Source organism: Marinovum sp. PR37 (genome assembly GCF_028807375.1).
Taxonomy (GTDB): Bacteria; Pseudomonadota; Alphaproteobacteria; order Rhodobacterales; family Rhodobacteraceae; genus Marinovum; species Marinovum algicola.
This window is the reverse complement of the sequence record NZ_JARAML010000002.1, coordinates 49,023-72,540: the sequence shown is the minus strand read 5'-3', so window position 1 is coordinate 72,540 and position 23,518 is coordinate 49,023. Positions and strand designations below refer to the sequence as shown.

Genomic DNA, 23,518 nt, shown 5'->3' with positions numbered 1-23,518 from the left:
GGCTTTCCAAAAGGCCGGGGCCGGCGGGACCGGCGCTCTGACGCGGGTCGGCCTACCGCCCCATCCAGCCGCCATCGACGGTGAGGATTTCGCCATTGACGTAATCCGATGCGGCCGAGGCCAGGAACACCGCCGGACCCGCGAAATCCTCGGGCCGGCCCCAGCGTCCGGCGGGGATACGTTCGAGGATCGATTTCGATCGCGCGGGATCGTCTTGCAGCGCCTGGGTGTTGTCGGTCGCGATATAGCCCGGCGCGATGGCATTGACGTTGACACCCCTGCCCGCCCACTCATTGGCCAAGGCCTTGGTGAGCTGGCCGACCCCGCCCTTGGAAGCCGCATAGCCCGGCACGGTGATTCCGCCCTGAAAGGTCAGCAGCGAGGCGGTGAAGATGATCTTGCCAGACCCGCGCGCCACCATGCCCCGGCCGATCTCGCGCGACAGGATGAACTGCGCCGAGAGGTTGACCTCGATCACCTCGTCCCACCAGGCGTCGGGGTGTTCGGCGGCCGGCTTGCGCTTGATGGTGCCGGCATTGTTCACGAGGATGTCCGGTGCCACGCCATCGCTGTCCAGCTGCGCGGCGAAGGCCGTCACCGCCGCGCGGTCGGAAAAGTCGCATTGGTAGCCGGTGAAGCGGCGGCCCAGCGCCGTGACCGCCTGCTCCACCTCGGAGCCGGAAACCTCGAGCGAGGCCGAAACACCGACGATATCCGCCCCGGCCTGCGCCAGCGCCTCGGTCATGCCGCGGCCGATGCCGCGTTTGCAGCCGGTCACCAGCGCGGTCTTGCCGGACAGGTCAAAGGATTTCAGAACATCCATGGCTCAGGCCCCCACCTTGATCAGGCTCTTCAGCGCGGTCGGCGAAGCATCGAGCTGTTCGAAGGCCCTCTGGATCTCGGCCAAGGGGCTGACATCGGTGATCACCTTGTCGGCAGCAATCGCGCCCGAGGCCACCAGCGCGATCGCCTTGTCGTAATCCGCCGCCTCGTAAACCCGCGCACCGATCAGCTGCAACTCGCGCCAGAAAAAGCGGAACATGTCGACCTGCGGTTTCTTGGCGTGGATCGCCACCATGCAGATACGCCCGCGGGTGGCGGCCACATCGGTCATCGCATCGACGCCGGGCTGGCTGCCCGACACTTCAAACACCACGTCGGCGCCCTTGCCGCCGGTGCGATTGCCGATTTCGGCAACCAGGTCGGATTTGGCCGGGTTCACCACGTCAAAGCCCATGTCGGCGGCAATCGCCAGACGGTTTTCATTGACCTCGGAGATCACCACCTTGCCGCCCGCCTCGCGCGCGACCATCGCCACCAGTACGCCGATCGGGCCGCCGCCGATGACAACCACGTCCTCGCCTTCCTTCAGGCCGGCCATGCGGACATCATGACAGGCCACCGCCACCGGCTCGATCAGCGCCGCATGGTCGAGCCGCATGTCATCGGGAAGGACATGCAGGGTATGGGCCGGCACGTTCCAGACCTCCTGCATCGCGCCATCGGTGTCGAGGCCGAGAAATTTCAGATTGTGGCAGATATGGGTGTGGCCGGCGTCACAGGCCGGGCAGTCGCCGCAATGATCCAGCGGCCGCACGACGACCTTTTGCCCCTTGGTGAAGCCTTCGACACCAGCGCCAAGCGCCTCGACCGTGCCCGACATCTCATGGCCGATGATGCGTTCAAATCCGACGCGGGCGTCCATGTTGCCGTGAAAGACATGCATGTCCGTGCCGCAGATGCCGCAAAAGGCGATGCGCAGGGCAACCTGGCCCGGCCCAGGCGCCGGGGCAGGCTTCTGGGCGACGTCAAAGCGCCGGTCGCCCCGGTAAAAGGCGGCATGGATCTGGGTGTCGGTCATCCGGAAAGTCTCCTCTGGTTCGCGCCCGCCAGTCACCGGCGGCCAATCTTGATTTATGGTATGACCAAAAATGAAGATACTTGTCAACTCCTCAAGAATTTTGCGCGAAACACCACCTACCTGCCACACATGGTATGACCAAAGCTCTCAGAACTTAAAACAGCAAAGGGGAGCGCAGGCCGCCCGCCCAAGGACGCCACCGCACAACCAAATTACCGGAGCGCCCGAGATCTAGAGATCGTCGAAAGTATCGCGGACCTGTTTCCACGCCGATTCGAGGTGATCGCGCAGCGCCGCTTCGGCGCGGTCGGGATCGCGGTCGAGGATCGCCTCGAGGATCCGCGCATGTGCCTCGTAGTTCTGCTGGTTGCGCTCCGGCAGCCGTGGCATCTGACGCCAGCGCAGATCGAGCCAGTCGCGAAAGGCGTTGTGGATAGCCGGAAAGATCGGGTTTCCTGGGATCGAATAGAGCACACCATGAAAGGCGGTGTCGGTCTCGTAGAAAGCCAGCGAGTCATCGATGCTGGTGTGATTGGCCTCCAGCGCCTGGCGCAGCCTGGCGATATCGGCCTTGTCGGCCCGGGTCGCGGCCTGGCGCACCAGCCCGGCCTCGACAAAGATGCGGACATCGAAAATCTGGCGCACCCCGCCCGCCTGACCGGTCAGATGGCCGACCAGCCCGCCCAGCACATCCATCACCGTATGGGCATCGGGTTTGCGCACGATCGGCCGGTGGCGCGGCTGAATGTCCAGCAGGCCCTTGCTGCCGAGGATCTTGATCGCCTCGCGTGCCACCGGGCGGCTGACGCCCATGGCCTCGACAATGCTGCGCTCGGCCGGAAGCGATTCCCCGTCTCTCAACTCACCCGAGATGATCTGCGCCTCGATGGCGGCGACCACCCGCTCTACCGCGCTTTCGCGCGGCACGACCCGAGATTCGGAGGAGGCTGGCTGAATGTCGCTCATGCGGATTTATCCCATGTGAATCCAGGCAGGACAAGCTGCGACAATGGACTTACCAAACATCGGAAACGCGAGCAAGACCTTCAAATATTGACGCATTAACAAGTATTTTGGCAAGACCAAATAAGGGCAGGAGGATAATATATGCCCAGGATCGAAGCCGTCACCGCCGAATTGTTCACCCTGCCGCTCTCCGAGGTGCTCAGCGATGCAACGCAAGGCGATCACACGCATTTCGAACTGGTGATCGCCCAGATACGGCTCGACAGCGGTGTCACCGGCTCCGCCGCGCATCCCCGAGGCGCGCCGATGTCAGCCCGGCGCCGCCACCATCGCTTGCAGATCGAAGATCGGCAACAGAATCGCCAGCACCACGACCAGAACGAAGCTGCCGACGATCATCATCAGCAGCGGGTCCATCAGCGCGGCGATGCGCTTGCGGTCGTTCTCCAGCCAGCTTGCCACCAGCCGCGCGGCGCGGTCGGCCATGGGCGCCACCCGCGCGCTTTGCTCGCCGGCGCCGATCAGCTGGCAGCAGACCGGCGGAATCACCGTCAGCTGCGCCAGGGCACGGCTGAGGCTTTCGCCCCGTTGCAGCGCCACCGAGACCTCGGCGGCCTCGCGCTGAAACCGGCGGATGGTCAGGACACGCTCGGCGCTGCGCACCGCATCAAGCGCGGTCTGCCGGCTCGAGATCACCAGCGCCAGGGTCCGGAGATATTGCAGTGCGGCGGCGTTGCGGATCAGCCGGCCGGCAATCGGCAATGACAGGCGGAACCCGTCCCAACGGTCGCGCAGGCGCGGCACGCGCAGCGCCAGCCGCGCGGCGGTCCCGGCCACGATTACCGCAACCAGGCAGGCCAGCCAGTTGGCTTGCAGCCAGTCCGAAACCGCCAGCAGACGCAGGGTGATCCCCGGCAGCGGCTGGCCGGTCGCCTCGAACATCGTGACCAGCTGCGGCGCGACGCTGGTGACGAGGATGGCGCAGACCACCAGCGAGACGGCGGCAACGAAGGCCGGATAGATCAGCGCCGTGGCCAGGCGCGACTGGTCCTGTCCGGCGGTTTCCAGGTGGTGGGCCAGCTCGTTGACCACCCGTGCCAGCTCGCCCGATGTCTCGCCGGCGGCAATGGCGGCCAAAAAATACGGCGGAAACCCGGCATCGCTGTCACCCAGCGCCCGGCTCAGGCTCTCGCCTTCCTGAAGTGCGGCGCGAGCGGCATTGGCCACCGCTTCTATGCGCTGCGATCCGCCCGAGCTGCTCACCGTCTCGAGCGCCATGTCGACCGCGATATCGGCCGAGAGCAGCACCTCGAGCTGACGGGTGAAAACCGCGCGTTCATCGGCGCTGAGCACGGTGCGCGGTCGCAGAAAGGCGATGCGGCGCCCGGCGGCGCGGGCTTCGATCTCGGCCGGAAACAACCCCTTGGCGCGCAGCTGGTCATTGGCCTGGGTCCGGGTCTCGGCCACCAATGTACCGCGGCGGCGCTGGCCCGAAGCGGTATAGGCGGTGTAGCGAAAGGCGGTCACGGGCTGGTGCCCACGACCCGCGCCACCTCGCGGAAATCGGTGGTGCCGGCGCTGACCAGGCGCAGCGCCTCGCCCAGAAGTGTCTGTTGCGGGGTGAGCGCCAGCGCCTTGAGCCGCTGTTCCGGCGCGCCCTCGTCAATCGCGGCGCGCAGCGCGTCTGTCACCGTGGCGATCTCGTATATCCCGGCCCGACCGGCATAGCCGCTGCCATTGCACTCCGGGCAGCCCTCGGCATGGAAGACCTCGGCCGGGGGGCTCATCTCCACCGCGTCAAAAGCCGCGCGGGCCACCGCATCGGGCGGTGCCGCGCGGCGGCAGGCGGGGCAGAGCTGACGCAACAGCCGCTGCGCGATAATCGCGCGGACGGTGGCGGCGATCAGGTAATCCTCGAGCCCGAGGTCGCGCAGCCGGATGATCGCCGCGACCGAGGAATTGGCGTGCACCGACGAGAACACCAGATGGCCGGTCAGCGCCGCCTGCGCGGCGACGCTCGAGGTCTCCTGATCGCGGATTTCGCCGACCAGGATGATGTCGGGGTCCTGGCGCAGCGCGGCGCGCAGCCCGGCGGCAAAGGTCAGCCCGATCTCGGCGTGGATCTGGCTCTGGTTGATGCCCGGCAGATCGTATTCGATCGGGTCCTCGACGGTGAGGATGTTGCGCTCGGCCTGATTGGCGAGCTTGAGCAGGGAATAGAGCGTGGTGGTCTTGCCCGCGCCGGTCGGCCCGGCGGCCAGCACGATGCCATGCGGCGCGGCGCTCAGCGCCTCGAGCTCGGCCACCTGCGCCGGGCGCAGCCCGAGATCGGCCAGCGGCATCAGCCCGGCGGTCTTGTCGAGCACCCGCATCACCACTCGTTCGCCGTAGTTGCCCGGCAGGGTCGAGACCCGCACATCGATCGAGCGCCCGCCATAGCGCAACGCGATATGGCCGTCCTGCGGCAGCCGGGTCTCGGCGATGTCGAGCCCGGCCATCACCTTGAGCCGCGAGATCACCCGTCGTGCCGGGGCGCCGGCGCGGTCATAGATCGTCTGCAAGGTGCCATCGACCCGGATGCGCGCGCGCAGCCCGCCTTCATGCGGCTCGACATGCAGGTCCGAGGCCTGGGCCTCGACCGCGCGGCGCAGGAAATGGTTGACCAGCCGGATCACCGGTGCGTCGCTTCCGGTGTCGAGCAGGTCGGTCGGCGGCGCCTCGAGCGAGCTGTCGTCCAGCACCACGCTGTCCTGCGCCTCGACCTCTTCGGGCCCGTCCTGGCCATGGCCCTGATAGGCGGCCATCAGCCTGTCCTGAAAAGCGTCGGCGTCGAGCTGGGTGAAATCGACCGGGGCATCAAAGGCGCGGCGCAGGGCCTCGCGCAGCCCGGTGGGCGTGGCTTCCGGCCCGGCCACCAGGGCGCCTTCGGACAGCACAACCTGATGGTCGCGGGCGAAGGCGAACGGAAGCTGTGCCCTTGTGCTCATGCCCTCACCTGCTGAATTCGAGCCTTTTCGGCAGGGCCGGCATCAGCCGCTCGATCACCATGTTGTCCGAGGCGCCGGCCTCGAACGGCTGGTTCAGATCGGCACCGTCGAAGGGCAGCCGGCCCTCGGGGATCGTCGGATAACGGCCATCGTCGCGCGGCGCGATCCGCTCGGTCACAAGCCGGGCCTCGCGGGCGATCTTTCGGGTGTAACGCGTCGCCTCCTCGGCGCTGTCTAGGATGCGGGGCCGCAGCATGATCAGCAGCACCCGCTGCCCCGACGCGACATTGCGGCCGCGAAACAGGTTGCCGATGATCGGCGCCCGGCTCAGCCCCGGCACCCGCTGATCATTGACGCCCGAGCCATCTTCGACCAGCCCGCCGAGGATAATCACATGATCGTCGCGTACGATGGCATTGGTCGACAGTGTCCGTTTCGAGGTGATCTCGCCGCCGGCGGCAGAGGCGGAATTGGTCAGGTTCGAGACCTCCTGATTGATCTTGAGCCGCACGTTGTGATCGGCGGTGATCTGCGGCGTCACCTCGAGCGTCAGGCCGACATCCTCGCGCTGGATGGTCTGAAAGGGATCATTCGGGATGGCGCTGTCGCCGACGGTGGAATAACTGCCGGTGACAAAGGGCACGTTCTGCGCCACCACGATCCTTGCCTCTTCGTTGTTCAGCGTCAGGATCGAGGGGGTCGACAGCAGCCGGGTCGAGCTCTGGCTGGCCAGCGCGGCAAGAAAGCCACCGATGCCGGACTCGCCCCTGACCTGCCGGCCACCCAGGAATCCGCCGCTGCCGGGCGCCGAGATATTGCCCTGGAGCACCGAGCTGACCAACCCGGTCAGCGTCGGGCGACCGTCGAGCGAGAACTCCACCCCGCCGACCAGCGCATCGTTGAGCAGCGCGCCGAACTGCACCGAGAGATCCGAGAAATTCTCGACCGACAGCTCGAAGACCACCGCCTCGATCAACACCTGGCTGGGCTTCTGATCGAGCGCCGCGATGGATTGCGCCACGGTCTGGATGCGCTCGGTCGGGCCGGTGATGATCAGAGAATTCTGCTGCGGCTCGGCGACGATATTGATCTCCCCGCCCGAGCTGCCGTCTTCGCCCGTCGCGGCGCCGAAAGAGCGCTGGATCACCGGCTCCAGCTCCTTGGCATCGGCATAGTTCAGTCGCACGACGACGGTGGCAAAGCTGCGCTGCGGCGTGTCGAGCTGGCCGACCAGCCGGCGCACCCGCTGCCGATAGGCCTTGTCGCCCGAGACCACCAGCGCATTGGCGCGGGAATCGGCCGAGACATTGCTACCTTCGGGCCCGAGATCGAGCGATTGCACCACCGCCAGCAGCTCCACCGCATTGGCGTTTTGCAGTCGGATGGTCTCGATCGCGTCGCTCCGCGGGGTGTCGAGCCGGGCCACCAGCGCCGAGATCCGCTGATAGCTCTCGAGCCGGTCGGAGAGCACCAGCAGGTTGGCATCCGGCACCGCCGTCAGCACCGCCTCGCCAGCGACCAGCGGGCGGATCACGTCGACGATGTCGGTCACCGGCACGTTGTTGACCGGGATCACCCGCGTCTGATAGCCGCCGCTGCCCACCACCCGTGGCGGCGCCAGCTCGCGCGCGACATCAAGCGGCACGATGCGGTCGGCCTCGGTGCCCTCGACAATGGTCAGCCGGTTGAGTTCGAGCACATTGAGAAAGATCTCGTAGAGCGCCGCCGGCGTCACCTCGCGCGGGGCCAGCACGGTGACCGTGCCCTGCACCCGCGGATCGAGGATGAAATTGCGCCCGGTGCTGTCGGCGACGATCGAGACGAAATCCCGCAGGTTGGCCTGGCGCATGTCGAGCTTGACCTGCGCCGCGCCGGTCGTGGCCACCGCGAGCCAGATCAACCCGGCAAGAAAGAGACGCTCAACTGTCTTCATCAATTTGCACTTTCAATGTCATGCGCGCCCCGGCCCGCAGAAGCTCAAGCTCGAAATCACGTTGCCGCAACAGCTCCGGCGCGGCCTGGCGCAGCGCGTCGATATCGCCCGCCGGTACGCCGTTCAGCGTCAGGATGATGTCGCCCTTGCGCAACCCGACCTTGTCATAGAGCCGCCCGTTGCGCACCCACATAATCTGCTGCGCCAGATTGCCGTTGCCCTGATCGACGATCTTCGAGCCCCCGGCCAGCCCAAGCGATCGCTGGAACCCGTCGTCGCGCAGCGCCGAGAGCGACAGGCTGGCACTTTGCACCGCCGGCGCTGGCGCGAGTTCTGCCGCAACCATCGGCGCCTCGGCCTCTTCGTCGAACCCGATCAGAAATTCCTTGTCATCCAGAGAGATGCGCACGCCATCCGGCTGAATCTCGATCACCTCGGCTCCGCCCGGCAGCACCGAGCCGACACTGACCAGGTGATCGCCGCTGTCGGCCGAAACGATGGCCCAGCCCCCCTCGCCGCCCGCCACCAGCCCCTTGAGGCTGAAATCCGGTGAAGGCTCGGGCGCGGCGGTTTCGGTGGCGGCCACCGGCTCCGGCGGGATCTCGCCGAAAAGCGCCGGCCAGAGCCACTCGGCGCGGCTCTCGGCGGCCTCGGCGCGGGCAGTCGGATCAAAGGTGACACGGCTCAGCGGGATTTCCGGGCTCGCGGTCAGGATCAGCGCCAAGGCGCCCCCGCCCAGCCCCAACACGGCGGATCCGACAAGCGATAGAATGTGATCTGCCCGAAACACGAGTTGCGCTTCGCTCCTCCTTGGGTGCCGCCAGCCTCATTGGCGAATATATTATAGTGTTGCGCCCGGTCCCCTGTGAATGAAAGACAATTTCCAGCAGATTGAACCAACGCGAACTTTTGATATAGTTTAGAAAAAAAGAGGCAGAATTTCAAATCAATTCAATGGGTATGAGCATGGCACGACTCCGCGTTCCGGCCGTGGTCGGACTGGCCCTGCTGGGCTTTTCGGGCTGTACGGATCTCGCCGCCCCGTCCGGTGGCGGCTTTCAGCAGCAATATTTCGCCGCGCGCGACGCCCTGGAAACCGGGCGTTATGATGCGGCCGCCCGCAGCTATCAGAAACTGTTGAAAAACTACCCCGCCGGCGCGGTCGAGGCCCGGCTGATGCTGGAATTGAGTCACGCCCAGCTGCGTGGCGGCGACTACGAGGCCGCCTCGCGCGCGGCGCGCAGCCTGGCCGCGTCGCAGACCGGGCCGGTGCGCGGCATGGCGCTGGCGGTGGCGGCCTCGGCCGACCACGAGATCGCCCGGAGCGCGATTGCCGCCGGCGACAGGGGCGCCGCCACCCGCCAGCGCCTGCAAGCGGCGGCCTCGGCGCTCGATGTGCTGCTGGCGGAATATCCCGGGCTCGACATCGGCAAGGCGATGGCCCGGCGCCGGGCGCTGATCACCAGTGAACTCGCCGCGCTGGGCTGAGCGCCTCAGCGCAGCGGCAGACGTGTCCGCACTTGCCAGCCGCCGGCCTCGAGCCGGTCGGCCAGTAGGTCGAGCGATTGCCGCCAGGCCTCCGGCATCGCCTCGCGCGGGATGATCCGCGCGTCCAGCGTGGCCTCGGCACCGCCGATCAGGCCCGACAACCGGCCCTCGAGCGCAACCGCGGGCCCCGCCAGCTCGATCCTGAGCCGCCAGGCCCCGCCGGCGTCGGTGGCGATGTTGAAACTGCCGTTGCCGAGCAGCGTGCCATCATAATACGCGCCGAGGATGCGCCCCGCCCCGGTCAGCCGCTCCAACCGCCGGGCGGCGGTGATGACGCTGGCCTCGAGCCGGTCCAGCCGCACCTCGCCGCGCGCTCCCAGAGCCGGCAGCGCCGCCAGGTCGAGACTGCCGCTGCCGCCTTGCAGCCGGGCGTGACTGAACGGGGCGGGCAGCAGCAGATGTGCCGAAGCCTGCGCGCCGGTCGTGCCGGCCGTCACCCGCCAGCGCGGCGCGCCCGCCTCGAGGCCGGCCCAGGCCCAGGTGAGCGCGATATCCTCGGGCCATGGCGTTCCGGCCGCCACCTCGGCACGGCCGCTGACCAGCCCCGCGGCGTCGTCCAGCCCGGCCGTCCAGGGCGGCAGGCTCTCCGGCGCGGCCTGGCGCAGATGGCCGACCGCGCCAAACAGCGCCACCGCCGACAGCAGCCCGACCAGCAGGCCGAAAATGCCCAGCATCACCCTCATGCCCCCGGCTCCAGAACCAGCGCCACCGCGACATAGCCCGGCGCGCCGAGGCTCTCGATCGAAAAGCTCTCGGGGGTGTAGCCCGCGGTGTCCGCCAGCCCCGCAAACCACGGCATGAACCGGCCAAAGGCCACGCGGTCGAAACGCAATGCCACCCGGTCCGCGCCCTGGTTCGACAGCGACGAGACCGCCGCGCGCAAACCGGCGTCAACAAGGCTCTGTTCCAGCCCCGACATGCCCGCAGCGGGCCGCGGACCGGCCTCGCCGGCCGGATCCTCCACTGGCGGATACAGCCGCGCCTGGGTGCTGACCCAGAGATGCAGCTCACGCGCCTCGGCCAGCCTCTGGCTCGCGGCCTGACGGGCCTCGACCAGCGGCAGGAGCACCAAAAATACCACCGCCAGCGGCAGGGCGCCCGCCACCAACAGGCCGACCAGCCCGCGTTCACGGCGGCTGAGCGCGGCAAGGCTGTCCGAGACCGGGATCATCGCAGCCCCCTTTCCGCCGCACCCGGCGCCGCCAAGATTTCCACCAGCGCCGCTACCCGCGCATCGGCCTCAGCCGAAGAATTGACCACGCGCGCCCGGGTTGCGCCCCCGTTCAGCCGCGCGACCACCTGCTCGAGCGCGGCAAAATCGCCGACCTCGAGCTCGACCCGCAGCGGTGTGCCGGCGGTGCGCGTGACGCGGCGCAGGGTGACCGGGCTCTGCGCCAGCACCTGCGCCGCGGCGTGCAGCACATCCATCGAGCCCACCCCCTGCGCCGGGGTGGCCTCGGCCGCCTGCCGTTCGGCCACGACACGGCCCACCTGAAGCCGCAGGTTGAGGATCGGCCCGCTGGGCAGGAACGCCGCGCGCGCCACCTCGGTGGCGGCGTCGCGCTGGCGCTGGGCCGCAGCCTCGATCCGCGCGCCGTCGATCCAGAGCGCCGCCGCCAGCGCCGCCAGCCCGGCTGCCATCGCCGCCATCGGCCCGCGCCAGCGCCGCACCTGCCGCCGCACCGCCATCCGGTCGGCAGCAGGATCGCGGAACAGGTTGAAATCGGCCTCGCCATGACCCAGCAGCGCGGCTTCGTCCGGCCAGCCGGCGTGGATCTCGGCCGAGGTCGCCTCGAGGACGCTGCGCAGGGTCTCGGGCACCGGGCTGTCACAAAGGTAGACATGCTGCGGCGCCCCGGACCGCGCCAGGACCGCGCGGAGCTGTGCCAGCGCCACCGGCAGGCCGGCGGCAAAGCCATCGGCCGGGCCGAGCCGCGCCAGCACCCGGTCGCCCTCGGGCAAACAGCGCAGCGCCCAGCCCTCGGCCACTACCGGCAGGACCAGATAGTCGGGCAAGAGCGCGGCGACCCGCCGCCCCTGCTCGCTCAGACGGTCACGCCAGTCGCGCGCGCGCTCTGCCGTGACCACAAGCGCCGCCGCCGCGCCGTCGCGGCCGGGCCGGTTCACCCGAAGCTCGACCGCGTCGAGACTGTCCTGAAGCAGGTTTTCCACCTGCTGGCGGGCGACCTGATTGCGGATGCCGTCGCGCAGACGCGCGGGCAGATCGAGCGGAAAGAGCGGCGCCGCCTCGCCCGGCACCACGGCGATGAAGGCGCCGCTTGGGGGCGGCGCATCGCCGCTGTCCATCCGCCAGATATCCGGCATGGTCCTCGTCTTGCGGCCCGTCATGGCAATGTCATTCTATAGGTTTCCGTTACCGTGCCGCTGCTGAGACTGCGATGCAGCCAGATCATCCTGCTTTGGCGCTGATCGTCCAGTGCGACATCGAGTGCGGCGGCGAAATATTCGCTCACGACGCGAAAATCCCGCGGGGCCGGACCGGCGGCGACCTCGCGGCGCAGGATCGTGCCCGCGCGGCTGGCGAAATCGCCGGCAGAGGCAAAGGGCGCGGCCGCCCGCTCGCTTAAGAGCTTCTCGGCATCGCGCAGCGCGGCGCCCGGCAGCACAGCGGCCAGCACCGGCGCGCTGGCGGTATTGACGTTGAGCCCGGTGCCCAACGGCAAGGCCGCCACATGCGGCGCAAGCGTGTCAAAGGCCGCCTCGGTCATCCCCGGCACCCGGCGCAGCTCTGCAATTGTGGCGATTGTGCCGCCGGGCGCTGTCACCGGCAGAGCGCGGTTGTAATAAGGCGCCGGATTGGCCGGGCCGCCGGGGCGCAGATGCTCGGTCACCGCACGGCCGAGCCGGATATCCAGCCCGAGCAGGCGGATCAGCCGCTCGAAGGCCGCCTGCGCCGGGCCGGCGTCGTCACTGGCCAGCCAGTTGAGGTTGAACCGGCCTTGCAGGTCCGAGATGCGACCGGCGAGCACACCCCGGTCGATCGGCACCGAATAGCCCTCGGTGGCCCAGATCTCGCCGTCATGGTCGATCTCGGCGCCGGCGTCCCAATCGGCCGTCAACACCTGGGCCACCAGCGGCGTGCCCGCATCGAGATAGAGCGCCATCTGATCGCCACCGTGGATGGCGGCCAGGCGCGTGGTATCGCCCACCGCGAGCGACAGTACGGTATTGGCCGCAGCGGTCATCGCCACCACCAGAAGCAGCGCGTTGAGCAGCACCACGCCCCGATCACGGCCGCTATCCCGCCACCGGATCATCGCGCCGCCACGATCCGAAGATCGCCGTGATCGCCGGTTCTCAGCGTGACTTCCACCGCCCGGGGCAACCGGGTGCGCGAGGCGGCCTCCTCCAGCCCGAAATCGCTGACCCAGCCGGTCTCGGTCAGCGCCCGGACCTGAAGCGCGCTGACGTCGCGCAGGATCACCTGGTCCGGCCCGGCGACGCTGGCATTGAACGGCGCCAGGTCGCGCCAGTAACGGCGGCGCAGGGTGCCGCTGGCCGCGTCAAGCCGCCATTCGGCCCGGCCCAGCCCGGTCTCCTGCGTGCCGGGCAGCCGCCCGACACCGGCAAGCGAGAGGCTGAAGCGGCCGTTGGCGGCATCGGCGACAAAAGCCGGCTGGCGGTCGTCCTGCCCGTCCGGCGGTACAAAGGCAAAGGGCGCAAGCGCGTCGAAATCCGCGCGCAGGCGGGTCAGCGCTTCGCCCAGCTCCCAGGTTGCTGAATGGCGGGCGCCAAGACGGTCCTGCAACAGCACCGTCGCGCTCAACGCCTGCAACCCCATCACCGCGATCAGCGAAAAGATCGCCAGCGCGGCGGTGAGTTCCAGCAGGGTCAGCCCGCGTTCGGATGTCATCCTGCCGCCTCCTCTTCGCCAACAAAGCCCACCACCAGCGCACCTTCGCCCCCGGGCCCCACCGCCTGGATCCTGAGCTCGGTGTAGCCGCCGAGGGTTTCGGTCTCGGTCACCGCGAGTTGCCAGTCGCGGCCGGCATAGGTGACGGTCTCGGGCAGGCCGCGCGCGGCCTCGGCGCCCAGCGCCCGGAACTCCGCCGCACGATTGAGCGCCACCTGCTGCGCAAAGAGCCGCTCCGGCGCGCCGCCGATCTGAAGCCGGGCGGCATCGAAGGCCCGCAGCGCCGCCACGGTGCCGATCGACAGCACCAGCACCGCCACCGTCACCTCGATCAGCGTCAAGCCGCGCTCGCGCGCCCGTTTCGCGTCTGCCTGTCTCAGCTCTCGCCGTCGCATGCCAGCGCCCCCCAGCCATCGGCGGCGCAGGTCCAGACCTGTCGTCCGGCTTCGAGCCGCAGGTCGAAGGCACTGGTGCGGCCGTCGGGCAGCAGCGCAACGATTACACGGCCCAGATCATCCCGCAGCGCGCCATAGCCGGCGGTGGCGGTAACCAGACCGTCAAGCGCGGACTCGCCCCCCTCGGGCTGCCATCCGTCCTCTCCCGGCGCCATCCGCGTCACTCCGGTCGGGCTGATCGCAAAGCGCGCCTCCCTCCGGGTCAGAATTGCCTCGCGGCGCGCGGTCGCGAAGGTCTGTTCCAGCCAGGCCACGTCGCGGCTGCCGCGCGGATCGCGCAGGTTGATGGCCAGCACCGCGCCGAGGCTCAGGATCGAAAAGACCGCGACGACGATCATCAGTTCGACCAGCGAAAACCCGCTTTGAGGCGTTATTCGACCTGCCATGTCCCCAAATCCGCGTCACTTCCGCTGCCGCCTTCGCGCCCGTCGGCGCCAAGCGAAAAGATGTCGAAACTGTCATGGATACCGGGCTGAAGATATTGGTACGCGCGCCCCCAGGGATCGCGCGGCACCCGGTCGATATAGCCCTTGCTGGCATAATTCTCGGGCACCGGCGGCTGGCTTGGCCGTTCGACAAGCGCGGCAAGCCCCTGTTCGGTGGTGGGATAGCGGAAATTGTCGAGCCGGTAGAGCTCGACCGCGCTCTTGAGCACCGAAAGATCGGTCTGCACCCGCGCCGCGCGCGCCTGATCGGGCCGGTCGATCACCCGGGGCACGATGACCAGGGCGAGGATCGACATGATGACCACGACGACCATAAGCTCCAACAGCGAGAAGCCCGCGTCCCGGCCTTGCGTTTTCGAGGGAATGTGGTTGTTTTCAATCATGGAATTATCAATGCCGCGAGGAGAACATGCATCGAGCCTATCCGATGATTGAGCAGCGCTCAATGTTGTTGCGGCTGGTCGGCATCGCGGTTGCAATCGCGCTTGGCATGCTGGTGACCGATCTGGGGGGCGCGGCGCTGCGGCGGCTTTTCCTGCTGGAAAATGGCGCCGTGCTGCGGGGCGAGCTCTGGCGGCTGGTGACCGCGCATCTGGTCAATCTCAGCCGTGTGCACACCCATCTCAACATCCTCGGGCTGGGGCTGATCCTGGTGAGCCTGTGGTCGATCCTGACACCCCGGATGCTGGCGCGCGCGATCCTGCTCTCCGGCGCGGCGATCAGCCTGGGCTGGCTGGCGCTGATGCCTGCCGGGGTCACCTATGTGGGATTTTCCGGCATCACCCATGGCGTGATGACCTTTGGCGGGCTGGTGATGCTGCGGACCGGGCCACGCTGGTTCGGCGGGCTAATCCTGGCCTGCGTCGCGGCCAAGCTGGGGCAGGAATTCTTCAATGGCGCGGTGCCGGGCGCCGATGCGGCGATTGGCGGGCGGGTCAGCTTCGTGTCGCATACGCTGGGCACCCTGGGCGGAGCGCTGGCCGCGCGCGAGGGGCCGTTCTGGCCGCGGCTCGGTGTCGGGCTGGTCTGCCTGATGCTGTCGCTGATCCATGCCGAGCGCGAAGCGGCGGCGCTGCCGGCGGCGGTCACCGCCGATGGATGATCTCTGGCTCTGGCTTGCCGTGTTGCTGGCCGGGCCGGTGGGCTCGTTCCTGGCGGTCTGGGCCGAGCGCAGCTGTGACGGGCGCTCGCTCTCGGCGCCCTCGGCCTGCACCGGTTGCGGCAGGCGATTGGCGGCGCGCGACCTGATCCCCGTGGTATCCTTCCTTCTGCGCAGGCGGCGTTGCCGGTACTGCGGCGCCGCCCTGCCCTGGCGCTTGCTGGCGGCAGAGGTTCTGGCGATCGCCGCGGCGCTGGCGGCCATCGTGGTGACAGAGACTTTGCCGGGGCTGGCGCTGACCCTCGGATACCTCTGGCTGTTGCTGGCGCTGGGATTGACCGACCTGATCTGCCTACGGCTGCCGGATGTGATGACCGGGCTGCTGTTTGCCCTCGGGCTGGGGCTGGCCTGGCTGGACGGCCGGGGCCCGGGCAATGCGCTTGTCGGCGGGGCAATCGGCGCCGTGACGCTGTTGGCGTTGCGCTGGGGTTATCAGGGCCTCCGGGGCCGTGAGGGCCTGGGGCTGGGCGACGTGAAACTGGCCGCCGGCATCGGCGCCGGGCTGGGCGCGCTGGCGTTGCCTTGGGTGGGCCTGCTGGCCTCGCTGGCCGGGCTGGCGGCGGCGGCGCTGGGGGTCTTCGGCCGCGCCAACCGCGACACGCCCCTGCCCTTCGGCGTCTTTCTTTGCGCGGCGGCGGGGCTTGTCCTGCTGTGGCGGTGACGACTCAGGCGCCCAGGAGCGCCGGAATCCGCTCGACCACCATGTAGGTTGCCACCAGACCAAGGATCACCAGAACGCTCTTGCGGGCCAGTTCGGCCCCCGGTGCGGTGGCCTGGCGCAGCCCCCAGAACAACGCCAGCACCATCGCCACGATAGCCAGCTGGCCGATCTCGATCCCGACCGTGAATGCCGCCAGAGCCGGCACCAGATCGGGCGAGCCGGGCCCCAGCAACCGGGCGAGAACAAAGGAAAACCCGAAGCCGTGCAGCAGGCCGATCAGCACGTAAATCGTGGCAGAGGCGCGCATCCGCAGGTAGCTGGTGATCGCCGCCATGATGATCGTCGCGGCAATCGCCGCCTCGACGGCGGGGATGAACCACGCGCTCCTCGGGGCATACCCAAGGAACCCGGCGGCCAGCGTGACCGCATGGCCCAGGGTGAAGGCGGTGATGTTGCGCAGCAGGCTCAGCGCGGTCGTCGCGGCAAGCGACATGGCCACCACAAGGAAGACATGATCGATCCCTTCGAGGATATGAACGATGCCCTGATAGACATATTCCGCCGCCCAGCCGATCCAGCCCTCGGGCAGCGTCAGCGGCCGTTCGAGCTGGCCCGGGCGGGTGAAGCTGCGCGGCGTGTCGCTGCGGGCATCGACCACATGATTGTCGATCCTGACACCTTCGGCCAGGGTCAGCGCCGGCAATCCGGCCTCTACCGTCAGGGGCAGCAGCAGGGCCTGCGCGTCCAGCCGCAGCCGCATGGCGACATAACCCGAACCGATGCTCACCGGCCCTTCGGGCGACGGCGTGGCCAGCAGCGCGGCCGCCGCCTCGACCGAGGCCAGCCCCTCGGGCGGCGGCCCCGGCAGGATACGGAACGCCTCGATCTCGGGCGTGATCTCGCGTGGGCCGACCCGCCAGCGCAGGCTTTGTGCCAGTCGCGCGGCAAAAGCCTCTGGCGCGGCATTGGCGGCCTCGGGCAAAAGAATGACGCCGGGCGCATCGGCGGGGCCGACGGTGGCAAGAAACCCCTCGGTGTCCCTTTCGCCGCTCAGCACATCGGCAAAAACCAGCGGGATCGGCGAAAAGACAAGAACCTCGGTCAGGCCCTCCGCCTCGCTCAGAAACATATGGCGGATCTTGGTGCCGAGGCTGAAATGCGCCTGCGCCGCACCGGCGATGACAAGGAAAAGACACGTCAGGATATAGATTGCCCGCTGCGCCGGGAAAAGGCGGGGACGTCGCTTGGAAAAACAAATCCGCATGAATTCGCAAGGCTCCGGGTTGATAAAATTCAAGTCACCGAATTACTTGGTAAGTGTGACAATAATTTGCGCGGCCGGCATCACCGGCATCCTTTTTCACCGCGACCGCAGTCCGCGCGCGCCTTGGTGAGGCCAGCGCCCGGGTACGGACACTCTATGGATGCAATCTTTGGACACTCCGTCAAGTATCGCAACAATGTCCGTGGATTGCCAAATCTGCACCCGCAATCGCGCTCCGCTTGTTCCAACTGAGTCGAAATGCCGATCATCGCCATAATAAACTTCACGTTAACAAAGCGTTACAGCAAGAGTTGACGCAGGGACAATACGGCGTTTATCCTCTTCTCATAGATTTTATCGTTTAACCGGGAGTCCGGTCGTGCGGAATATACTGCCGCTATTCTTTTTAATTTTCAGCCTGGTCATTCCGGGTGCAGCGCTGGCCGCATGCGAGACTCGCGACACCCGCAGCATCGACGTGGTCATCGGGCAGCTTGATGCCGGCTCTTATCTTCGCGAAGGATTCAGGATCAGCCCGGACGGCACATTGAGCCGTGCGCTCTGGAACGACGGAAACAATATGCTCGGCCGGTCCCAACTTGTCGACCTTGGGGTAGAGGCATATCAAAGCGCCCTGGCGGATATTTCCCGCACGCAGCCGCGTCACGCCATGGTGCCCAACGATGGCACGATCCCTTCGCCTCCGACATTTACCGTCGAGATCGCCTATCTCGAACCCGACGGCAAAACCCGCTTTGTCTTCCGCATTGCCGCCACGCCGGCGCTGAGCGGGTTGATCGAGGCCTGGCGCGGCGCGGCGCCAGTGAGTGCGCCGCCCAGCGGAGAATACATCTGGTCCATTCTGGCGCCAAACAACCCCGGTCGTGCCGATCTCGCGCTTTCCGCGGACGGCTGTGGCGGGGACATTGAAAAGAATTTGGCTGAGGCGCTTGGCGGAAGTCACATTGTAACCCGTACCGACAGTGCGTTCCGGGGGTTCGTCGAAACCAACCCGGGCCGGTCCCGATTCATAGCGGACCTGCCGGACGGCCACGCGTATTTTGGTATTCTTTCGGGCAGGTGACCGCTTAGCGGCACTCATGCGCCCGATGGATGTTTGTTCGAAAAACCATTGATCCAGGGGGAGTTCGTCTGATGAAGCATGTACGACACACTATAGCCAAATTATTGGCGACCGCCGGGGTGGCCTGTTTGGCGGCCCAGCCGGCCTATGCCGCCTCAAGTTGGTTGTCGACGGTGACAACGATCGAGAATGGCGCGCGCACGACCTACAGTGCCGGGGAACTGAGCAGCCGACCGCTGCCAAGGGCCACCAGCACCACCGCGGTCTTCGATCTCAGCATCTCGCTCGAGGAAAACCCGCAGGGCGACGACGAGTACCCGGAAGAGCCGACACCGGCCACGGATGACGACGACCAGAACAAATTCGAGAAGAAAATCGAAGAATTCGCCGACGCCGTCTTCCAGATGACCAACGGCAAACACAAGATCGGCAAGGTCACGATCTTCCGCGATGGCGATCAGGCCAACAACACCGACGTGCAATGGAAGGAAAACTGCACCGACAGCGATCCGACGACCACGGCCCCCGGCCCGCGGGCCAATCCGAGCGGCTTTGGCGTGGCGGGTGCCCGGATCTATTTCTGCACCAACTGGGAAGGCGCGCCGACGCTGATGGACACCCCCAAAGGCGCAGGGTTCACCCTGGCGCATGAATGGGGACATTACACCTACGGCATCTATGACGAATATGTCGCCAACTGCGGCCAGACGCCGGAAACCAACTGCGTGATCTTCTTCCCGCGCTCGACCGATACCGCCTCGTCGCCGTCCATCATGAACGGCCAATGGACCGCGGTCAGCGGCAGCCAGGACTGGCTCGAGGTTTCGACCCTCGGCGTCGAACCCTATGCCACACAGGCCGATGGCGACGACAAGAACGGTCAGGCCAGGGTGTTCGGCGAAAACGGATGGGCCACGCTCACGCGTGATCCGGCGACTGACCCGCGGCACAGCTTCCTGCCGACGCGGACGCAATACACCAACCTGGTGGCACCCACCGCGCCGAACCTGATCGTCAACGATGACGAAAGCACCGCCCGCAGCGAGCTTGACATCATCTGGGCCGGCAATCAGGTGGCGGAACTGATGATCGACACCTCGGGGTCGATGTCAGGCACGCCGATTTCCAATGCCAAGACCGCGGCCAGCCTTCTGGTCGGCCAACTGACCCCGGGCGAAAACGCCGTCGGCGTCGGCCGGTTCACCAGCAGCGCCACCCAGGTCTTTGCGATCACCGATATTCCTGATCCGGATACCGGCGTGCGCAGCGGCGCCCAGACGGCCATCGCCGCCTTCAGCGCTGGCGGGGGCACCGATATCGAGGACGCGGCCTTGACCGCGCTGGCACAGGTGCAGGGCTTCCAGGGCGGCACCCGTCCCTCGGTGGTCTATCTGCTGACCGATGGTCAGAGTTCGGTCAATCAGACGACCGTGATCAACGCCTATACCGCCGCCAAGGTGCCTCTGGTGACCTTCGGCTTCGGCTCGGGCGTGAACGCCGGCCTGTTGCAGAGCCTGGCCAATGGCACCGGCGGGCAGTACTTCTTCTCGCCCACCACGCTGGCGCAGATCCAGCAGGCCTTTGTCGCTGCCAATGCCGCCTTCTCGTCGAGTGTGGTTGTGCAATCGACCACTGCGGCGGCCACCGCCAGCACCACCGACGTGCGCAATGTCACGCTTGACAGCTCGCTGGCGACAGCGGCGATCAACGTCTCCTTCGCGGGGGCGGTGACCGATGTCTCGCTGCGGCTGCTCGACGGCACCGGCGCGGACACCGGCGCGGCCTTTACCTGCAACGCTGGGGCCGAGGTCTCCTGTGACGCCGAGGTCGACGTTACGACCCTGGGCGCAGGGCAATACGGGGTCGAGGTGGTGAACAACACCTCGAGCGACATCGATGTTTCGGTTCTGGTATCGGGGACACCCTCGGACTTCGAGAGCTATGACATCGCCGTCGAGTTCAACAACGTGAACTATCCCCAGAGCTTCGCGATCGAAGCCACCGTCACCGACGGCCCGGCAATCACCGGTCTCGACGTGACGGCGACGGTGACCAAGCCGGACAGTTCGACGGTCAATCTGCCCTTGCTCGACGACGGCAAGAACTCCGACCGGCTGGCCGACGACGGCACCTACACCGCGGATGTGCCCTACGACATGGACGGCACCTATACCGCGGTGGTCACCGCCGAGAACACGTCCGGCAATGCGCAGACCACCTTCACCGCGACTGCGATCTCGGTGGATGAAAACGGCAATGGCGTGACCCCGACACCCACCAACATCACCGAGATGTTCACCCGCGTTGCGGTGACCAACGCGGCGGTGACGGGTGTCGCACCCGACGATCACAGCAACGATCCGTCGGTGCCCGGAGCCTGTACCGCGATCACCGACAACAACGTCGATACCGCCGGGCGGATCGACGCGGCCGGCGACGTGGACTGCTTCTTCTTCACGCCGACCTCCACCGCCAATGATCTGATCGCCCGCGTGACTTCGCTGGCGCTGGACATGCAACCGGTGGTGCGGGTCTACGACGCGACCGGTGGAACCGAGCTGCTGATGGTCGACCTGTCGACCAGCGCCAATGCGGCTTCGGGGGCTGTGGCCACGGTTCCGGCCTCTTCGCTGGATGCCGCGGGTCACGTGGTCACGGTGGAACACGCCGATGCCACGGCGGCCATGGGCAACTATGCGGTCTCGATCGGGGCGAAACTGGCTTCGGATGAGCCGGTGAAAGTGCCTGATGGCGGCGGCAACGGCGGCGGCGGCGGCGGCAATGGCGGCGGCGGCGGTGGTTCCGGCGGTGGCATCGGCCCCTGGGGCGTGATGTTCGCGGCACTGCTCGCCCTGATCGGCCTGAGACAGCGGCGTCGCATCATGTGATCGCTGGCGGAGATCAGCAAAAGAAGGCCCGGAAAATCCGGGCCTTCTCGGACCACTGACAAACCCCGTCATTTTGGCGGGGTTTTGTTTTGACGTGTGAGGTTCGGAGCTGGTTTCAGGCCTGCGGGACATGGCAGCCCATGGTGCCAATACGAGTTTCTTGATGTTCTGGGCGCTGGCGGCGAGGAGGCCCTGGCCGACAACCGTCCCGTCAAATCTGCGACGCCGGTTCTGACGGAAGGGCGCGGCGGTCGGCCTTGGTCCGGGCACAGAGGCCTTCGGTCATCTCCCCGACGAGCCCCAAGTCGATGCCCGCGCCGATCTTGCGCAAAGGACCATCGCCAGGCACCAACCGCTCCAGCGTCACCGTCTCAAGATCGCTTTGCTGCGATGACCAACACACCCCATAGACTCAAAAGTCCCCGCACGAGGCGAGGACTTTGCCGGCAGGCCGAGGCGGCGCGAAAGTGCCACCCGCTGCCTTGTGTGAGATCAGAAGAGAAACCGCGTGGCCCTGGCGGCAAATCTCTCAGCCGTTCGACCACCGGGTGACCAGGTGACCAGTCTGCGCTTGCTTGACGAACTGTCGCAGGCGCCGGGCAGCCATGCACATCACCGGCACACCCACCATCGAAAAGAGCGAAATGCCGAGATAGATGCCGAAGGCATCGCCGAACGAAAGCCCCTGCGCCAGTGCATAGATCGCGGCAAAAACGCCGGCCAGCGCTCCGAATATGACACATGCTAGCATGACTATACTCCATTTCAGGTTGTATCCATGTTGGACCAAATTGTGCGCACTGGTCCAGAGACAATCTTGGCGTGTGCGATATTTCGCTGAAAATTCACGTAAAACATGCATGTCTTCTGCGATTTTTGCGGAAACTGGGTAACTAGGCACCTCAGAGGGTGAAAAATGCGGCATCGGGGCCGGTCTGACGCGATTCGCGACGGCCGCTTTGGAGTGATTTTCTTCTGCAATTTCGCGCCAGTGGGTTGAAAACCACCCTGCGGGCAAGCGAGGCCAGCAGTGGCACGGCACCCTGCATCGGGACGGTCGGCGAAGTCCGCCGTGGGGTGGATTTTCGACCCACCCCTGCGCGCAAGTGGGCTAAAACCCACCCTGTTTCATTTCAGGCAAAGGTTACCTGGCTATTGAACACGTCAAGCGCTGAACGTGAACCACCAATTGGAACCATTCCAAATTCGCATTCGACGCTCTATCCCGTCGCTGGGAATTAGAATTGATACGGAATTGATTTATCAACTTCAAAGCACTTTGGGATTCAGCCGGCCGCCAATTCCCCGGGGTTTCAACCCAAGACGGCCTGAAACTCCCGCCACTCGCCTTTGGACATGCCGGAGGTTTCCTGCGTCACCTCTTCGCCTTTCAGCATCCGGCGCACACAATCGAGCGCGGTCGACGACAGGGTCGCCCCGCCCATCCGGTAATCTTCGAAGGCGCGAAAGGCGAAGGGCACCCAGTCGGCGACGACCTTGCAGATTTCATCCGCATAGACCCGGATCTCGTATTGCGCATGGGCGTCGGCACGCAGGCGCAGGAAATGCAGCAGATTGTGCAGATCGACCTTCCAGTACCATTGCGTGTAGATGTTGGCCGGCAGGTTCATCCGCGCCAGCTCTCGCGCCAGCCCCTGCTGACCGTCCGACGAAATCATTTCCTCGTAATGGTCGTAGGCCCGCATCGCATCGTCGCGCAGATAGCGCAGCACGCGGTCGGCCTCTTCCCCGGTCAGCGCCTCGCCCCGACCCTGGTTGTTGACCACGGATTGCGCCGCCAGCGCATCGCGCTCGGGGATGTAGAACTCGCGGTCGAGGATCGAATAGCGGGCGGAATATTCGTTCACGTTGGCGGTGCGGTGGCGAATCCACTGCCGCGCCACGAACACCGGCAGTTTGACGTGCAGCTTGATCTCGCACATCTCGAACGGCGTCGAGTGCCAGTGCCGCATCAGATAGCGGATCAGCCCTTCGTCGTTCTGCACCGACTTGGTGCCGCGACCATAGCTCACCCGGGCGGCCTGACAGATGGCGGCATCGTCGCCCATGTAATCGACAACCCGCACGAAGCCGTGATCGAGCACCGGATAGGCGGTATAGAGATGCGCCTCCATCCCGGCCGAGGTGGCGCGCAGGGTCGGTCGCGTCTCGGCCCGCAGAGCTTCGATTTCGGCGGCCTGTTCGGGCGTGACGGACATGGGGCGAATCCTTTCTACAAGATGAATCAGGGCTCCACTATATCTGGTGTGGCACCCAAGAAAAAAGCGGAGACTTGGTATGCCCGATTTGCCGCAGTTGCCGGGTGTCGGGCGCCCGCGCGGCTTTTTACATTGACTTTCAAGGCCCCGAAAATCAGCGTGTGGGCAAAACA

23 protein-coding genes are annotated in these 23,518 nt (G+C 66.5%); 5 read left to right on the top strand and 18 right to left on the bottom strand.

The window, feature by feature from the left end; translation table 11 throughout:
• Positions 1 to 52: 52 nt before the first annotated feature.
• From PVW49_RS01930 to PVW49_RS01900, 7 genes are all read right to left on the bottom strand, one after another.
• The gene (locus PVW49_RS01930) at positions 53 to 823 is read right to left on the bottom strand and encodes an SDR family oxidoreductase (protein WP_274589756.1); all 771 of its coding nucleotides are present in this window, start codon (positions 821 to 823) and stop codon (positions 53 to 55) included.
• 3 nt (positions 824 to 826) lie between these two features.
• Entirely contained in the window at positions 827 to 1,861 is a 1,035-nt protein-coding gene (locus PVW49_RS01925) for a zinc-dependent alcohol dehydrogenase (RefSeq protein ID WP_274589755.1), read from the bottom strand.
• Positions 1,862 to 2,092: 231 nt separating this feature from the next.
• Positions 2,093 to 2,827: an FCD domain-containing protein gene (locus tag PVW49_RS01920; RefSeq protein ID WP_274589754.1), complete on the bottom strand. Its 735-nt coding sequence runs from the start codon at positions 2,825 to 2,827 to the stop codon at positions 2,093 to 2,095.
• A 309-nt stretch (positions 2,828 to 3,136) separates the two neighbouring features.
• Positions 3,137 to 4,354 (bottom strand): type II secretion system F family protein, encoded by a 1,218-nt coding sequence (locus PVW49_RS01915; protein WP_074834463.1) that lies wholly within the window; start codon positions 4,352 to 4,354, stop codon positions 3,137 to 3,139.
• Positions 4,351 to 5,814, bottom strand: coding sequence for a GspE/PulE family protein (locus tag PVW49_RS01910; protein WP_048530059.1), 1,464 nt, complete (start codon positions 5,812 to 5,814; stop codon positions 4,351 to 4,353). Before PVW49_RS01910 ends, PVW49_RS01915 begins: the two co-directional genes overlap by 4 nt.
• Positions 5,815 to 5,818: 4 nt before the next feature.
• Entirely contained in the window at positions 5,819 to 7,747 is a 1,929-nt protein-coding gene (gene gspD, locus PVW49_RS01905) for a type II secretion system secretin GspD (RefSeq protein ID WP_074834460.1), read from the bottom strand.
• A complete protein-coding gene (locus PVW49_RS01900; RefSeq protein ID WP_170850495.1) occupies positions 7,734 to 8,495 on the bottom strand; it encodes a type II secretion system protein N in 762 nt (253 codons plus the stop codon). The genes gspD and PVW49_RS01900 overlap by 14 nt, the downstream gene beginning before the upstream one ends.
• 218 nt (positions 8,496 to 8,713) lie before the next feature.
• Here PVW49_RS01900 and PVW49_RS01895 point away from each other — a divergent pair, with 218 nt between their 5' ends.
• Positions 8,714 to 9,235, top strand: a complete 522-nt coding sequence (locus PVW49_RS01895) for a tetratricopeptide repeat protein (RefSeq protein WP_158499013.1) — start codon at positions 8,714 to 8,716, stop codon at positions 9,233 to 9,235.
• 5 nt (positions 9,236 to 9,240) lie between these two features.
• On the opposite strand, the gene PVW49_RS01890 is transcribed toward PVW49_RS01895, so the two are convergent.
• The 8 genes from PVW49_RS01890 to gspG are packed head-to-tail and all read right to left on the bottom strand — an operon-like array spanning position 9,241 to position 14,453.
• Entirely contained in the window at positions 9,241 to 9,978 is a 738-nt protein-coding gene (locus PVW49_RS01890) for a hypothetical protein (RefSeq protein ID WP_274589753.1), read from the bottom strand.
• A complete protein-coding gene (gene gspM / locus PVW49_RS01885) occupies positions 9,975 to 10,466 on the bottom strand; it encodes a type II secretion system protein GspM (RefSeq protein WP_274589752.1) in 492 nt (163 codons plus the stop codon). The genes PVW49_RS01890 and gspM overlap by 4 nt, the downstream gene beginning before the upstream one ends.
• Entirely contained in the window at positions 10,463 to 11,620 is a 1,158-nt protein-coding gene (gspL, locus tag PVW49_RS01880; protein ID WP_274589751.1) for a type II secretion system protein GspL, read from the bottom strand. The genes gspM and gspL overlap by 4 nt, the downstream gene beginning before the upstream one ends.
• A gap of 20 nt (positions 11,621 to 11,640) precedes the next feature.
• Entirely contained in the window at positions 11,641 to 12,573 is a 933-nt protein-coding gene (gene gspK / locus PVW49_RS01875; RefSeq protein ID WP_274589750.1) for a type II secretion system minor pseudopilin GspK, read from the bottom strand.
• A complete protein-coding gene (locus PVW49_RS01870) occupies positions 12,570 to 13,169 on the bottom strand; it encodes a type II secretion system protein GspJ (protein ID WP_074834448.1) in 600 nt (199 codons plus the stop codon). The genes gspK and PVW49_RS01870 overlap by 4 nt, the downstream gene beginning before the upstream one ends.
• On the bottom strand, positions 13,166 to 13,564 hold the full coding sequence (locus PVW49_RS01865; RefSeq protein ID WP_274589749.1) for a type IV pilus modification PilV family protein: 399 nt from the start codon (positions 13,562 to 13,564) through the stop codon (positions 13,166 to 13,168). Before PVW49_RS01865 ends, PVW49_RS01870 begins: the two co-directional genes overlap by 4 nt.
• Positions 13,546 to 14,010, bottom strand: a complete 465-nt coding sequence (locus tag PVW49_RS01860; protein ID WP_274589748.1) for a prepilin-type N-terminal cleavage/methylation domain-containing protein — start codon at positions 14,008 to 14,010, stop codon at positions 13,546 to 13,548. Before PVW49_RS01860 ends, PVW49_RS01865 begins: the two co-directional genes overlap by 19 nt.
• Positions 13,995 to 14,453 carry a type II secretion system major pseudopilin GspG gene (gene gspG, locus PVW49_RS01855; protein ID WP_048530035.1) on the bottom strand — a complete coding sequence of 153 codons (459 nt, stop codon included), beginning with the start codon at positions 14,451 to 14,453 and terminating at the stop codon, positions 13,995 to 13,997. The genes PVW49_RS01860 and gspG overlap by 16 nt, the downstream gene beginning before the upstream one ends.
• 26 nt (positions 14,454 to 14,479) lie before the next feature.
• Here gspG and rrtA point away from each other — a divergent pair, with 26 nt between their 5' ends.
• Both rrtA and PVW49_RS01845 read left to right on the top strand, forming a co-directional pair.
• Positions 14,480 to 15,172: a rhombosortase gene (rrtA, locus tag PVW49_RS01850; RefSeq protein ID WP_274589747.1), complete on the top strand. Its 693-nt coding sequence runs from the start codon at positions 14,480 to 14,482 to the stop codon at positions 15,170 to 15,172.
• Positions 15,165 to 15,890: a prepilin peptidase gene (locus tag PVW49_RS01845; RefSeq protein ID WP_074834441.1), complete on the top strand. Its 726-nt coding sequence runs from the start codon at positions 15,165 to 15,167 to the stop codon at positions 15,888 to 15,890. Before rrtA ends, PVW49_RS01845 begins: the two co-directional genes overlap by 8 nt.
• Before the next feature lie 4 nt (positions 15,891 to 15,894).
• On the opposite strand, the gene PVW49_RS01840 is transcribed toward PVW49_RS01845, so the two are convergent.
• Positions 15,895 to 17,154, bottom strand: a complete 1,260-nt coding sequence (locus PVW49_RS01840) for a HupE/UreJ family protein (protein WP_274565623.1) — start codon at positions 17,152 to 17,154, stop codon at positions 15,895 to 15,897.
• A 379-nt stretch (positions 17,155 to 17,533) separates the two neighbouring features.
• Here PVW49_RS01840 and PVW49_RS01835 point away from each other — a divergent pair, with 379 nt between their 5' ends.
• Both PVW49_RS01835 and PVW49_RS01830 read left to right on the top strand, forming a co-directional pair.
• On the top strand, positions 17,534 to 18,238 hold the full coding sequence (locus tag PVW49_RS01835) for a hypothetical protein (RefSeq protein WP_274589746.1): 705 nt from the start codon (positions 17,534 to 17,536) through the stop codon (positions 18,236 to 18,238).
• A 71-nt stretch (positions 18,239 to 18,309) separates the two neighbouring features.
• Positions 18,310 to 21,126 (top strand): VWA domain-containing protein, encoded by a 2,817-nt coding sequence (locus PVW49_RS01830; protein ID WP_274589745.1) that lies wholly within the window; start codon positions 18,310 to 18,312, stop codon positions 21,124 to 21,126.
• A 529-nt stretch (positions 21,127 to 21,655) separates the two neighbouring features.
• Here the strand turns inward: PVW49_RS01830 and PVW49_RS01825 are convergent.
• Together PVW49_RS01825 and thyX are read right to left on the bottom strand one after the other, a co-directional pair.
• Positions 21,656 to 21,877 (bottom strand): hypothetical protein, encoded by a 222-nt coding sequence (locus PVW49_RS01825; RefSeq protein WP_074834435.1) that lies wholly within the window; start codon positions 21,875 to 21,877, stop codon positions 21,656 to 21,658.
• A 562-nt stretch (positions 21,878 to 22,439) separates the two neighbouring features.
• Positions 22,440 to 23,345 (bottom strand): FAD-dependent thymidylate synthase, encoded by a 906-nt coding sequence (gene thyX / locus PVW49_RS01820; RefSeq protein WP_048530023.1) that lies wholly within the window; start codon positions 23,343 to 23,345, stop codon positions 22,440 to 22,442.
• Positions 23,346 to 23,518: the final 173 nt, after the last annotated feature.

Excerpts from the sequence above, each read along its gene's own strand:
- PVW49_RS01860 (WP_274589748.1), bottom strand. The coding sequence starts at position 14,010 with ATGGCAGGTCGAATAACGCCTCAAAGCGGGTTTTCGCTGGTCGAACTG.
- gspG (WP_048530035.1), bottom strand. The coding sequence starts at position 14,453 with ATGATTGAAAACAACCACATTCCCTCGAAAACGCAAGGCCGGGACGCG.
- thyX (WP_048530023.1), bottom strand. The coding sequence starts at position 23,345 with ATGTCCGTCACGCCCGAACAGGCCGCCGAAATCGAAGCTCTGCGGGCC.
- gspD (WP_074834460.1), bottom strand. The coding sequence starts at position 7,747 with ATGAAGACAGTTGAGCGTCTCTTTCTTGCCGGGTTGATCTGGCTCGCG.
- gspM (WP_274589752.1), bottom strand. The coding sequence starts at position 10,466 with ATGATCCCGGTCTCGGACAGCCTTGCCGCGCTCAGCCGCCGTGAACGC.
- PVW49_RS01865 (WP_274589749.1), bottom strand. The coding sequence starts at position 13,564 with ATGCGACGGCGAGAGCTGAGACAGGCAGACGCGAAACGGGCGCGCGAG.
- PVW49_RS01895 (WP_158499013.1), top strand. The coding sequence starts at position 8,714 with ATGGCACGACTCCGCGTTCCGGCCGTGGTCGGACTGGCCCTGCTGGGC.
- gspL (WP_274589751.1), bottom strand. The coding sequence starts at position 11,620 with ATGCCGGATATCTGGCGGATGGACAGCGGCGATGCGCCGCCCCCAAGC.
- PVW49_RS01840 (WP_274565623.1), bottom strand. The coding sequence starts at position 17,154 with ATGCGGATTTGTTTTTCCAAGCGACGTCCCCGCCTTTTCCCGGCGCAG.
- PVW49_RS01845 (WP_074834441.1), top strand. The coding sequence starts at position 15,165 with ATGGATGATCTCTGGCTCTGGCTTGCCGTGTTGCTGGCCGGGCCGGTG.
- PVW49_RS01930 (WP_274589756.1), bottom strand. The coding sequence starts at position 823 with ATGGATGTTCTGAAATCCTTTGACCTGTCCGGCAAGACCGCGCTGGTG.
- PVW49_RS01830 (WP_274589745.1), top strand. The coding sequence starts at position 18,310 with ATGAAGCATGTACGACACACTATAGCCAAATTATTGGCGACCGCCGGG.
- rrtA (WP_274589747.1), top strand. The coding sequence starts at position 14,480 with ATGCATCGAGCCTATCCGATGATTGAGCAGCGCTCAATGTTGTTGCGG.
- PVW49_RS01920 (WP_274589754.1), bottom strand. The coding sequence starts at position 2,827 with ATGAGCGACATTCAGCCAGCCTCCTCCGAATCTCGGGTCGTGCCGCGC.
- gspK (WP_274589750.1), bottom strand. The coding sequence starts at position 12,573 with ATGATCCGGTGGCGGGATAGCGGCCGTGATCGGGGCGTGGTGCTGCTC.
- PVW49_RS01825 (WP_074834435.1), bottom strand. The coding sequence starts at position 21,877 with ATGCTAGCATGTGTCATATTCGGAGCGCTGGCCGGCGTTTTTGCCGCG.
- PVW49_RS01870 (WP_074834448.1), bottom strand. The coding sequence starts at position 13,169 with ATGACATCCGAACGCGGGCTGACCCTGCTGGAACTCACCGCCGCGCTG.
- PVW49_RS01925 (WP_274589755.1), bottom strand. The coding sequence starts at position 1,861 with ATGACCGACACCCAGATCCATGCCGCCTTTTACCGGGGCGACCGGCGC.
- PVW49_RS01910 (WP_048530059.1), bottom strand. The coding sequence starts at position 5,814 with ATGAGCACAAGGGCACAGCTTCCGTTCGCCTTCGCCCGCGACCATCAG.
- PVW49_RS01890 (WP_274589753.1), bottom strand. The coding sequence starts at position 9,978 with ATGAGGGTGATGCTGGGCATTTTCGGCCTGCTGGTCGGGCTGCTGTCG.